This window comes from Gemmata sp. SH-PL17 (genome assembly GCF_001610855.1).
Taxonomy (GTDB): Bacteria; Planctomycetota; Planctomycetia; order Gemmatales; family Gemmataceae; genus Gemmata; species Gemmata massiliana.
This window is the reverse complement of the sequence record NZ_CP011271.1, coordinates 6119483-6131782: the sequence shown is the minus strand read 5'-3', so window position 1 is coordinate 6131782 and position 12300 is coordinate 6119483. Positions and strand designations below refer to the sequence as shown.

The 12300-nt window shown below is 65.7% G+C and carries 9 protein-coding genes; 2 read left to right on the top strand and 7 right to left on the bottom strand.

Features of this window, described 5'->3' with window-relative positions; all coding sequences use genetic code 11:
• Nucleotides 1–5: 5 nt before the first annotated feature.
• A complete protein-coding gene (argH, locus tag VT84_RS25210) occupies nucleotides 6–1385 on the bottom strand; it encodes an argininosuccinate lyase (RefSeq protein WP_082841437.1) in 1380 nt (459 codons plus the stop codon).
• Between the two features lie 135 nt (nucleotides 1386–1520).
• Here argH and VT84_RS25205 point away from each other — a divergent pair, with 135 nt between their 5' ends.
• Both VT84_RS25205 and VT84_RS25200 read left to right on the top strand, forming a co-directional pair.
• Nucleotides 1521–3143, top strand: a complete 1623-nt coding sequence (locus tag VT84_RS25205) for a hypothetical protein (protein WP_082841436.1) — start codon at nucleotides 1521–1523, stop codon at nucleotides 3141–3143.
• A gap of 194 nt (nucleotides 3144–3337) precedes the next feature.
• Nucleotides 3338–3796: a hypothetical protein gene (locus VT84_RS25200; RefSeq protein ID WP_082841435.1), complete on the top strand. Its 459-nt coding sequence runs from the start codon at nucleotides 3338–3340 to the stop codon at nucleotides 3794–3796.
• A 7-nt stretch (nucleotides 3797–3803) separates the two neighbouring features.
• Here VT84_RS25200 and cheB read toward each other — a convergent pair whose 3' ends face one another.
• The 6 genes from cheB to VT84_RS25170 form a co-directional block, all read right to left on the bottom strand.
• A complete protein-coding gene (gene cheB / locus VT84_RS25195) occupies nucleotides 3804–4838 on the bottom strand; it encodes a chemotaxis-specific protein-glutamate methyltransferase CheB (RefSeq protein WP_082841434.1) in 1035 nt (344 codons plus the stop codon).
• A gap of 143 nt (nucleotides 4839–4981) precedes the next feature.
• Complete coding sequence (locus VT84_RS25190; protein ID WP_082841433.1) at nucleotides 4982–8104, bottom strand: hybrid sensor histidine kinase/response regulator; 3123 nt, start codon at nucleotides 8102–8104, stop codon at nucleotides 4982–4984.
• The gene (locus VT84_RS25185; RefSeq protein ID WP_052560269.1) at nucleotides 8101–8766 is read right to left on the bottom strand and encodes a chemotaxis protein CheW; all 666 of its coding nucleotides are present in this window, start codon (nucleotides 8764–8766) and stop codon (nucleotides 8101–8103) included. Before VT84_RS25185 ends, VT84_RS25190 begins: the two co-directional genes overlap by 4 nt.
• Nucleotides 8763–9941 carry a CheR family methyltransferase gene (locus tag VT84_RS25180; RefSeq protein WP_082841432.1) on the bottom strand — a complete coding sequence of 393 codons (1179 nt, stop codon included), beginning with the start codon at nucleotides 9939–9941 and terminating at the stop codon, nucleotides 8763–8765. Before VT84_RS25180 ends, VT84_RS25185 begins: the two co-directional genes overlap by 4 nt.
• Nucleotides 9938–10399, bottom strand: a complete 462-nt coding sequence (locus tag VT84_RS25175; protein WP_052560271.1) for a chemotaxis protein CheW — start codon at nucleotides 10397–10399, stop codon at nucleotides 9938–9940. Before VT84_RS25175 ends, VT84_RS25180 begins: the two co-directional genes overlap by 4 nt.
• 145 nt (nucleotides 10400–10544) lie before the next feature.
• The gene (locus tag VT84_RS25170; RefSeq protein ID WP_082841431.1) at nucleotides 10545–12197 is read right to left on the bottom strand and encodes a methyl-accepting chemotaxis protein; all 1653 of its coding nucleotides are present in this window, start codon (nucleotides 12195–12197) and stop codon (nucleotides 10545–10547) included.
• Nucleotides 12198–12300 lie beyond the last annotated feature (103 nt).

The window sequence follows — 12300 nt, the reverse complement described above, 5'->3', positions numbered from 1 at the left end:
GGGTCTTACAGTTCGAGCTTTTGCTTCCACTCGTCGAGCCGTTTGGCCACCTCGGTCGGGGCCGTCGAGCCGTAGCTCTTGAACGCATCGATCGCGTTTTCCACTCCCAACGACGCCTTGACCGTGGCGCCGTGTGAGGGCGCCACCGCCTCGAACAGCGAGTTGGGGAGGTCTCTGAGTCGGCACTTGCGCTCCTCGCACGCGCGGACCAGGTTCCCCACCGCTTCGTGGGCCGAGCGCATCGGCACGCCGCGCGCGATGAGCGCTTCCATGAGCGTGGTCGCGTCGAGGAACCCGGCGTCCAGGCGCGCCGCGATCACCTCGCGCCGGAGCTTGGTCTGGCGCACCAGCGGCGCCGCGACCGCGAGGCACCCGCCCACGGTGTCCATCGAGTCGAAGATCGCCGTTTTGTCTTCCTGTAAGTCGCGGTTGTACGCGAGCGGGAGCCCCTTCACCAGCACAAAGAGGTGCTGGAGCGCGCCGATCACGCGCCCGGCCTTTCCGCGCGTGAGTTCCAGCACGTCCGGGTTCTTCTTGTGCGGCATGATGCTCGACCCGGTGCAGAACGCATCCGGCAAATCGAGGAAGTTGAACTCGGTGGTGCTCCAGATGACCCACTCTTCCGCCCATCCACTCAGGTGCGTGGCGATCACCGAGAGGCAGAACACGAACTCCAGCGCGAAGTCGCGGTCACTGGAAACGTCCAAGCTGTTGCGCGCGACGGAATCGAACCCGAGTTTCTCACGGACCGACTCGCGATTGATCGGCAGGGACGTCCCCGCGAGGGCCGCAGCGCCCAGGGGGAGGATGTTCACCCGCGTGCGGCAATCGCGCAGGCGCTCGCGGTCGCGCTGGAACTTCTCGACGTAGGCCAGGAAGTAGTGGGCCGCGAGGACCGGTTGCGCGCGCTGGAGGTGCGTGTAGCCGGGGATAATGACGTTGTGCTCGCGCTCGGCCGATTCCACGAACGCCTTCTGGAGGTCGAGCAGCAGGCCGTCGAGTTCGTCGATCGCGTCGCGGACCCAGAGCTTTAAGTCCGTAATTACCTGATCGTTACGGCTGCGCCCGGTGTGCAACTTGCGCCCGGTGTCGCCGAGCTTGCCAATGAGAGCTTTTTCGATGTGCGTGTGAATGTCTTCGAGCGAGATGGTGAATTCCATCTTGCCCTCTTCGATGTCGGTCCCGATTTCGTCCAGGGCCGTCGCGATCTTGTTCGCTTCGTCCGCGGTAATTAGCCCGACCTCGGCCAGCATGCGCGCGTGGGCTTGACTGCCCACAATATCGTGCCGGAACAGGCGCTTGTCGACCGTGATCGACTCCGTGAACGCCTCCACGCGCGAGTCCGTGCTGCCCGTAAATCGCCCGCCCCACGTCTTCTGGCTCATGTCGGTTCCTATGATAACGCGCCCGGCGCGCGATCCCGCGCGACGAAGTGGTTTTAGGATTTCCTAACACCGCTGACACTTTCGGACACCCGGGAAGGTACACTCCCTCGTCAGATACCCGAAGGAGAATTTTCAATGCGTTTTCGCTGGTTGGCCGCGCTCGCGGTCGCGCTTCTCTCGACCGGTCTCGCGTCCGCACAAAAGGCCACCGAACCGACGGTCGAGATCCGGCTCCGGTCCGTGAACGATCTGGTGGACAAGTTCGAGTACATCGCGGGGCTGGCCAATAAAGAGGACGTCGCGAAGCAGGCCCGCGATCTCATTAAAGCTCTGGCTACCGACGGCAAGGGCATTGAGGGCGTCGACCCGAAGAACCCGATCGGGGCCTACGCCGTCCTCAACAAGGAAGTGGAGACCAGCCCGTTCGTTATTTTCCTCCCGGTCGCCGATCAGGACCGGTTGTTGGAGGCGCTGAAGAACCGGGCCGGTGTGGTCCCCGAAAAGGGCGACGACGGCACCCTGAAGGTTGCCGTGCCGTTCATCAACGAACTGCACCTGCGGTTCGCCAACGGGTACCTGTACGTTTCCCAGAAGGCGAAGGATCTCGACCCGAAAGTGCTCGTTTCGCCGAAGGACTATTTCGCGAAGGACGACGGGTCGGTCGCGTCGGTGATCGTTCACATCGATCGCATCCCCGCGGACCTGCGGACGTTCCTGTTCGGCCAGTTTGAACTCGGGGTCAACGAAGAGCGCAAGAAGAACGCGGGCACCGAATCGGCTGCGGAGAAGCAACTGAAGGGGCTCCTGTTCGACTCGATCCTGTCCGGCGTGAAGGGCGTGACCGAGGACGGCGAGCGCCTGAGCGTGCGCCTGTTCGCCGACGCGAAGACCGACGACGTCTCCGCCGAGGTCACGCTGACCGCGAAGAACGGGTCGGCGCTGGCGAAGAACTTCACCGCGCTCGGCAGCAAGACGAGCCTGCCCGCCGGGATCGTCGCCGCCGCGGACGCGGCGGCCCGCGGGAACGTGAAGATCGCGGTGACCGACGGGTCCAAGAAAGAGTTCTCCGCGGCTATCGAGGCCCTGCTCGCGGACGGGCTGAAGAACGCCCCGGAAGAACAGAAAGACGTCGTGAAAGCGCTGGTCGCGGCCGTCGGCCCGACGCTGAAGGCCGGGGAACTCGACGTTGCCGTGTCGCTGATCGGCCCGAGCGCGAAGGGCACCTACCAGATCATCGGCGCGGGCGCGGTGACGGACGGCAAGGAGATCGAGAAGTTCGTGAAGAAGGTCATCGGGGACTACGGCGCGTTCATCGAGAACTTCGTGGAGTTCAAGTTCGACGTGGAGAAGATCGGGGATTTCTCGCTCCACCAGATCAACCTGAAGCAAGTGGACGACAACCTCGACAAGATCTTCGGCACGAAGACCATCTGGCTGGCCACGTCGGACAGCGCCATCGTCGCGAGCATCGAGCCGGACGGCGCGGTGATCCGCAAGGGGCTGAAGGCGAAGGCGGTCCCGGTGGCGGTCGTGTCGGCCGACTCCGCGCTCGCTAAAGTTCTGCCGCTCGCCCAACCCGGACTGAAGGCGGACGAACTGAAGGCGCTGCTCAAGGACTCGTTCGGCGACGGCTCGACGAGCGGCAAGGACACCGCCGCCTTCACCATCGAGGGCGGCAAGCAACTGACGGTGAAGTTCAAGGTGAAGGGCAAGGCGATCCGCGCGGGCGCGGCCCTGGGCGAACTGAAGGGGAAGTAAGCGCGATTTCGGTTCGCAGCCGTCTCATATGGACGGCTGCCTGTTGAGCGGGTGGCGGCCGGTCCCGGGGACCGGCCGCCACCCGCTTTGCTTTTTTGCCTCGAAGGGGCCAGTTGGTGGTCTCGAAATCTGTTTGACCCTCTCCCAACGAGAGCCGACAATCACCGAGGGTTGCCAGCCCTCGGAGGTCCACGATGAGGATGCTTGCACGGATTCTGGCCGTCTTGATGGTCCCTCTGTTGATGGCCCCGGTCGGTCCGGAGGACCGGGCTAACCCGGCGCAGAAAGAGCAGATCGAAGCGTCCGCCAAGAAGGTCAAGCAACTCCAGAAGGAGCGGATCGCCGCCCTGAAAGAAGCGGCGGACCAGCTCTCCGCTCTGCACAAGAACGGGCGCACATCGTTTGATGAGGTGTTAGAAACGAGGCTCCTGGCCCTCACTGCGGAACTGGAAGCGGCTGAGAAACCGGCCGACCGCATCACTCTCTACAAGAACATCGTGGACGTGTTGAAGGAATACGAGCAATGGGCCAACGCTCGGGTGGAGGCGGCACGGGGAATTGCCGCAACCGCCCTCAAGATCAAAGCCCGGCGCCTGGACGCCGAGATTCACTTGGAGCAAGCGAGCACCAGGGACGCCAAAGAGGGCAAGTGACGGAACTTCAGCACGGGCGCTGGCGCTTCAGAGCGTTGATCTTCGCGACGATGCTCAGACCGATGTGCGGGAGCGGTAACACTTCGACCGCGGCGCGCTTCTCGGCCGCGGCTTTCGGCATCCCGTAAACGACACTCGTGGCCTCGTCCTGCGCGATCGTGTGCCACCCGGCCGCGCGCAGCCGTAGCAGTCCCGTCGAGCCGTCGGTGCCCATCCCGGTGAGTAGAGCCGCGACCCCCGGGCGCGAACTGTTCGTCGAGGCGCTGGTGAACAGTACGTCCACCGACGGGCGGTAGGGCCAGTGTCGCGGGACCGGCGTGTAGTGCAGGCGCCGGTCCGCACCCAGTTCGAGGTGGTCGTCACTGACGGCGATGTAAACGGTTCCGGCGACCGGCGGTTCGCCCTCGCGCGCGGCTCGAACGGGGAGCCGGCACCAGCTCCCGAGCTGTTGAACCAGCCCCAGCGCGAAATCCGCACCGATGTGCTGACTGATAATGACCGCGGCGGGGAAATCTTCCGGGAACGCGCCCACGAGGTGAATTAGCGCCTCCGGTCCCCCGGTCGATGACCCTACCGTCACAAGCAGTGGTAAATCGTTCGACGGGGCCGCGACCCGGCTCGCGGGGGCGATCATCGAGCCGCTCTGCCAGTCGAGGGCCGCTTCCAGCTTTTGGAGCCGTTCGACCAATTTCGTGGCGTTCTGAATTGCTCCGGTGGGGCCGAGCGTGGGGGTATCGACCGCGTCCATGCCGCCCGCGCCGAGCGCCTGAAAGACCAGCGGGAAGTTCGTGGTCACGCTCGCGGTCACGATCAGGATCGGGCACGGCGCGTGTTGCATGATCTGGCGCGTGGCCTCGACGCCGTTTAGCCGCGGCATCACGAGGTCCATCAGGATCACGTCGGGCCGGTCGCTCGTCGCCAGGCGCACGGCCTCGTCGCCGTCGTCGGCGGTCCACGCGACCGTGTGCCCCGGCACGGACGCGACGACCCGCCGGAGCACCTCCCGCGCGAGAGCCAGATCGTTCACGATCCCAATACGCATTCGTTCTTCGTGTTGGAGAGATAAATCGCTCTTTTGCCTGATCCGCGTAATCTGCGTTATCCGCGGCTCTTTTTCTGCTTCTTGTTGCACATGTAGTGCCACCGCTCCTGTGCGGTTGTGGCTCGTAACGCGGCCGAAACGGATTAAACGTCGGCCACGCCGATCAGGTCGGTTACGGCTTCGATGAACCGGTTGTCGTGGAAACTGCCCTTCGTGAGGTAGGCGTTCGCGCCGACCTCCAGCCCCCGGATGCGGTCCTCTTCGCGCTCCTTGTACGAGACGATGATAATGGGGATGTCGCGGAGGCGCTCGTCCGCGCGCACGGCCTGGACGAGTTGTAACCCGTTCATGCGGGGCATGTCGATGTCACTCACGAGCAGGTCGTAGGACTCGGCGCGGACCTTGTTCCAGCCGTCCATGCCGTCCACCGCGACCGCGACCTCGTACCCCTTGTGCAGCAGCAACTGGCGCTCGACCTCGCGCACGGTGATGGAGTCGTCCACCACGAGCACGCGCTTCTTGTGCCCCGAGTCGGCCGGGCGGGTGTCGCACCGCACGAGTGAACCCGTCTGGATGAACTGGTCCATCGACCGGAACAGATCCTCGACGTCGACGATCAGAACGGGCGACCCGTCGTCGAGGATCGCCGCGGCGCTCAGGTTCGGAACCTTACCCAGTCGCGTATCGAGCGGGCGCACCACGAGATCCTGTTCGCCGCGGAACGAGTCCACGATCAGGCCGTACTCGCCGGTCCCGTCGCTCAGCAGTACGACGGGCACTTCCGCCTCGACGGGCGGGGGGGCGGGCATGTCGAGGAGCTGCGCCGCCATGACGAGGCCGACGTTCTGCCCGTCCACTGTAACAAATTGCCGGTGCTCGAGCGACCGCACTTCGTCGCGGCGCACGCGGATGAGCCGGTCGATGCGCGTGTGCGGGAACGCATACGGCTCGCCCGCCACGTCGATCACGACCGCGCGGATCACCGAGAGCGTGAGCGGCAACTGGAGATGGAACGCGGTCCCGGCGCCGCGCGTAGTGGTGATGCGGACGTTCCCGCCGACCTTGCGAATGGTGTCCTGCACGACGTCCAGTCCGACCCCGCGCCCGGAGAACTCGGTAACCGATGCGGCCGTGCTGAATCCCGGCAGGAACAGGAACTCGAGCAGTTCCGCTTCGGTGAGCTTGGCCACCATGTCGGCCGCGTTCAGCCCGCGCTCGACGATCTTCTTGCGGAGCTTCGTCAGGTCGACGCCCGCGCCGTCGTCGGACACGGAGACGAGCAGCATCCCGGCCCGGTGCCGGGCTTCCAGTGTGATCGTCCCAGCAGTAGGCTTGTTGGCCGCGGCGCGCACGTTCGGGGATTCCATGCCGTGGTCGATCGCGTTGCGGATCAGGTGCGAGAGCGGCGATTCGAGCTTTTCCAGGATGTCGCGATCGACCTCGGTCGTTTCCCCCGCAATGGCGAGCCGCACCTCTTTGCCCAACGTTCGCGCCATGTCGCGGACCATGCGCGGGAACCCGTGAACGCCGTCACCGAACGGCCGCATCCGGCTCGCGATGACCTCGCGGTAGAGCCGGGCGTTGAGGTCTTCGGCCCGCGCCGCGTGGTCGTCGAAGTCCGACGTCTTTTCGCCCAACTCCTGACGGCACGCGACCCACTGGCGCCGGGTATCGGAAATGAGGTTCGCGAGCTGGTCCGGGGGCATCCCGCTGTTCGCGGCGTGGTACGCCGTGTCGAGCATCGTGGCGAGCAGGTCGTGGTGCTTCTTCAATTTGAGCAGCGCCGTCGAGAACGATGGCAACCACCGCGCTTGCACGAGCGACTCGCCCGCGAGACCCATCAGCCGGTTGAGGCTGTTCGCGCTGACGCGCACTACCGTTTCGGCCGGAGGGGGCGGGGGGGAAGAACCTAACGCCCCCGCCCCCTTCGCCTCTTCGTGCGCCGGTCCTGTCAGCGGAGCTTCTCGCGGACCGGCGGCGAAGGAAGGGGGAGCAGAACCCTCTTCGGTATTAAGCCCCTCTCCCCTTGGGGGAGGGGTTGGGGAGGGGTTGTCTGAAGAACCTAACGCCCCCGCCCCCTTCCCTAGGAAGGAAGGGGGAGCAGAACCGTCTTCGGTATTAAGCCCCTCTCCGCTTAGGGGAGGGGTTGGGGAGGGGTTCTTCTCCGCTTCCCCCTTCCCTTCAGGGCGGGGGGCGGGGGGGGTAGGTCGGCTTTGTTCTTTCGCGGCGTGTTTAAACGTGTCCGCAATCGTTGCGAGCGCGGGGTGCGATGTTTCGACCCATTCCGGGAACGTGTCGTTGTCGGTTGCGAGTACCCCTGCGAGTGTCGCGAGTGCGTAGCGCGTCCATTCGAGTGCTGGGGGGGAGAAGGTTTTTTTCGCCTCTCGCGACGCGCGGATAAACTCGCTCACCGCGCTGGCTGTGTCTGCGATCGACGCACACTTCACGAGGCGCGCCGCGCCACGGAGCTGCTTCAGCGATTCCAAAATCGATTCGGCCGCGGTTGGGTCCGTGGACAAGTGCGGGACCGCGTTCGCGATAGCTTGCAGGTACTCGCGGGCTTCCTCGCGGAACAGGTCGAACATCGAGTGATCGGCCTGTAACGCGATAGGCTCGGTCGGAATCGTGACCGGCTCGAACATGGGCACGGGGGGGAAGGGGGAAGAACCTACCCCCCCAACCCCCTTCGCCTCTTCGTGCGCCGGTCCTGTCAGCGGAGCTTCTCGCGGACCGGCGGCGAAGGAAGGGGGAGCAGAGGCATCGGTGGTTTTAAGCCCCTCTCCGTTTAGGGGAGGGGTTGGGGAGGGGTTGTTTTCCTCCCCCTTCCCTTCAGGGAGGGGGGATGGGGGGGTAGGTTCTTCAGGCAGCCCCTTCGCAATGGCCACCAAGAGCGGTTCGAGCGCGGTGACGGCCGCGGTGTTCTCCGCCTCCCATGTGGTGACGGTGTCCGGCGCCAGGAGCGCGAGCCCGGCCAGGATGTCGGAGCCGCGAAGCAGGACGTCGATGTTCGCTGAAGTGAGCCGGATCTGCCCGTGTTGCGCGGCAACGAGGGCGTCTTCCATGACGTGCGCGAGGCGCACCGCGGTGTCGATGTTGACGATCCGCGCGGCCCCTTTAATGGAGTGCGCGGCGCGCATCAGTTCTTCGAGTAGCGCGGGATCACCGGGGCGCGATTCGACCGCCACGAGGCCCGCACCGAGGGTGTCGGTGTGAGTTTTGACCTCCTCGCGGAACAGCTCGAACATGGACGCATCGATGGCGCTCATCGGAGGCGCTCCCGCAGCGTTTGGAACAGGCGCCCGTCGTCCAGCAGGCCGATCGACCGGTTCGCGTGGGGGAACACTCCGCGTGTCAGCTTGCCGTGCGACCGGGCGAGGGTCGGCGCCGCGGACGCGAGGTCCGGGAGCAGCACGCGGTGAACCTGGTCCACTTCGTCGGCCGCGAAGACCCAGCCCTCCGTTTCGCGCCGAATTACCACGAGTCGGCGCAGATCGGGGTCGCTGTCGGAGGGCACGGTTACGCCCAGGATCAGGTCCAGGCGCACGCACAGGTGTAGCTCGCCGCGAATGTTCACCAGACCCGCGAGCAATCCGCCGCGGTGCGGGATGCGGTGCAGCGGGCGCGGGCGCGTCACTTCGACCAGCACCGCGACCGGCAGCGCGAGCCACTCGTCGCCCAGGCGGAACACGAGGACACTGGATTCGTCACCCTCGCGCACTTCTTCGCGGACCGCGAGCCGCTGAGTCCACTCGTCGAGGTAACCGGGCGGCGAGGGTGCGTCGAGGAACCGGCGGCCGGCCGCTGCGAACACCGGGCAGTTGTTGCAGTGGGTGACCTTTTCCAGCTCCGGGCACGAGCGGTCCCCACGCACGCCGATGCGGTTCCAGCACTGGTCCAGCGGGACCACGGTGAGCGGTTTCGCGGTCATGCTCCCTCCGATCGCGCGAGGCGCTTGCGCAGAGCCGTGGCCCGACCCGAGTTCCCGCGGCGGTCGCACAATCCGATCATGTGACTGAGCGCTTCGGGGTGGTCGGGCGCGAGATAGAGCGCTTTACCGAGCGCGGTGAAGGCCGCGTCCTCGTTCCCGGTGGCGAGGTGAATGACGCCCAACAGCGCGAGTGCATCAGCACTCGTGGGGTGAACACGAAGGAACGATTCGCACTCCGCTCGCGCATCCGTGAGACGCCCGATGTCGGCGAGCCGGCGCGCGACGGTTAGGCCGTTCGTGTCGCGCTGAGGAGCGCGAGGGACGGGCGCGGGTGTTTCGATGGGCAGCGGTTGTTCGATCCGCGTGGCGGGGAGGAGAGTATCGACTTCCACGCGCCGGTAGATGCCGAACATGTTCGGCCCTTCGGGTACGAACCGGCCCGGCGGCAGGCGCTCGGCTTCGGCCGGTGTTACGCACAGCCAGCCGTGGAGCGCGAGGAGCCGGTCGAAGTTCATCATCGCCCGCTGCTTGGCGTCGGGCGTCAGGTAAATGAAGGCGTTGCGGCACAGAATGAGGTCGTAGGGGCGCTCGCCCGCTAGCAGCAGCGGGTCCGCGAGGTTCCCCACGAGGAACCGCACTTTCGATCGGATGTGCGGGAACAGTTCCCACACGTCGCCGGTTTTGCGGAAGTACGCGGGGCGCGGGTCCGGTCCGGGCTCGCGGAACGCCGACGACGGGTACCGCGCTTCGGCCGCGCGCCCCAAGTTGCGCTCGGACAGGTCGATCGCGTCGATGGTGTAGGCGATCGGGCCTGTGAGGTGATTGTGGAACGCGAGTGCCAGGGAGTACGGCTCCTCGCCGGTGCTACACGGTGCGCTCAGAATGCGCACGGGGCCGCGTGCGTTTTGAGCGCACCGGAGAACGAAGGCCGCGAACCGGTCGAACAGAGCGTGACTGCCGCGGAAGAACCACGTTTCGGGCACGACGAGGTCGGCCGCGAGTGCGTCGCGTTCGGCCGATTCGGTCATGAGCCGCGCGGCGTACAGCGACGGCTCCGTGATTCCGCGGGCCTTCATGCGCACTTCGATGACGCGGTCCAGGACGCTCGTCCCCAGCGCCGCGGGGTCGAGTCCCAGGCGATCGCGCACGACCTTCTCGATGACGGCGGCGATCACGACTCGGTCCCCGCTTCGATCAGCCCGCCGGAACTCGGGGCGAGTTGCTTCAGGAGCCAGTCCGGGTCGAGCAGTCGCAGGATTCCGGGGCCGTCCACGAGCGCGGGGCCGAGCCCCGGTCGGCCCGACGGTCCCGGAATCGCTTGCGTGATCGCGGGGCGGATCTCGCGGATCTCGGCGACTTGCGTTGCGAGAACCCCGACCAGCGCCTCGGGGATCCCGAGCGGGTACGGGAACAGGATGATGCGGCTACTCAGGTGCGGCGGGCACGTGCCGACCCCGGCGAGCGCGTGCAGGTCCACGACCGGCACGATGCGCCCGCGGTACACGAACACCCCGGCGATCCACGGCGGCGACCCGTGAACGGTCGTCAGTTGCACGCGCGGAACGACCTCGTGAACGCGGCGCACGTCCACCACGACTTTGTCCGGCCCGACCTGGAAAACGAGTCCTAGCATGTTCGGCGCTCGGTCTGCGGGGCTTTATCGCGGAGCGCAGTGCTCTTTTAGTGTAACTGCTCGATCGTTGGTTCCACCCGCTCATTAACATTCGCGGTTCGCCAAGGGATTGGGTGAACCGCGAATGTTAATGAACGGGTGGGCTTCACGTTTTAAATTGCGCGATTTCCTCGTTCAGTCCCTCGACCGAGCTGCGGAGGTGCGCGGCGGTGCGCTCGAATTCCTTGATCGATTGCGCGCTGCGGTGGGTCGCGTCGGCGATCTGGGTCATCGCCTCGTTGATTTGCTGCGCGCCCGTCGTCTGGTTCCGCATCCCGTCGTTCACGAGGGAGAACCGCCCGCTCAGGCTCTGTACCTCGTTGATGATCTCGTGGGTCATCTGGTTGATCTTCGTCACCTGCTGAACGCCGGACCGCACCTCGTCGGCGAACTTGTCCATTTGCATCACGCCCACGGACACCGCGTCCTGCATCTGGCGGACCATCGTTTCGATGTCCAGCGTCGCGACCGCGGTCTGGTCCGCGAGCCGACGAATCTCGCGCGCGACCACGAGGAACCCGCGGCCGTACTCGCCGGCTTTTTCGGCCTCGATCGCGGCGTTGATCGAGAGCAGGTTGGTCTGGTCCGCGACTTTGGAGATGGTCGTGATTACCGCGTTGATGCTGTCGGCCTTCTCGCGGATCATGCCGAGTTTCGTGGACACGCTCGCGGTCGACTCGACGAGCTGCTTCATCTCGGTCGCCATCCGGGTCGCGTTGTCGCGCCCGTTGCGTGCGAGTTCGGACGTGTGCGTCGCGGTTTGGTTCACCTCGTCCATCGTGCCGGCCAAGTCCTTGCTCGTCGCGGACACCTGGCGCACGGACGCCGCGACCTCGGTCGTCGAGGCGCTCAGGTTGTTCACCGTCTGTTCCTGGTTCCGGGCGGTGGCGGCGATCTGCGTCGCGATCGAAAGTAGCTGCAAGCTGGACTCGCGCACCTTCATGACGATGCCGTGGATCTTACCGATGACCGCGTTGATACCTTCAGCGAGCTGGCCCAGTTCGTCGCCCCCGTCGACGGCCAGGCGCGCGGTCAGATCGCCGGCCCCGGTCGCCATCAGGTGGACGCGCGCGTTCAGGGCGCTCGTGGACTTGACGACGCTCCGGATGATGACCCCGCCGATCAGCCCGAACACGCTCACCGCGGCGATGCTCAGCACGGTCGTGACATTGGCCCACGACGCGATGTTGGTGGTGATTTCGGCTTCTTTGGCCCGCGTCGCACCCTCGACCGCGCTGGCCGCCTCGCGCATTGCTTTGACGTGATCGCGGTACGGCGGGCTGATCTTGTCGCGGAGGATCACGGTCGCGTCCTTGCGCGTCTTCTCGTCGCGGTTCTTCGGGATGAACTCGTCGTTGGCGATCCGGAACACTTCCAGCGCGGGCTGGTGCGCTGATACTTCCAGTGCCTTGCGCACGGTCGGGTCGAGGTCCGGCTTCGAGAGCCAGAACTTCTGGCGCTCGTGGTACTCGGCCTCGTACTCGCGGTACCGGGTCAGGGCGCTGCGGCGCTCCTCGTCGTTCCCGGCGTTGTCCATTTCGTGGAGCATCAAATAGACGCGCCCGATGACGAGCGGGGGCGGGCTCATTTGGTCCAGGAGCTGTTTGCGCTCGATGACGTCGTGGTACGCGGACCCGCCCACCCGGTACCGGTCCAAGACGTACCCGGCCAACCCGAGCGCCGTGATGACGGTCGCGGTGTACCCGATGAGAAGGGCGTTAAGCTTTACGCGCAGGGAAACATCGCGGAGCCGGAGCATGGGTGCGCGCCAGTGTGATGCGGGAGTATCGACACAGGCGATAGTACCTGCCCAATAGGTGCAGTCCAGCGAGTTCGACCAGCCGCCGGACCTTACCCATGCG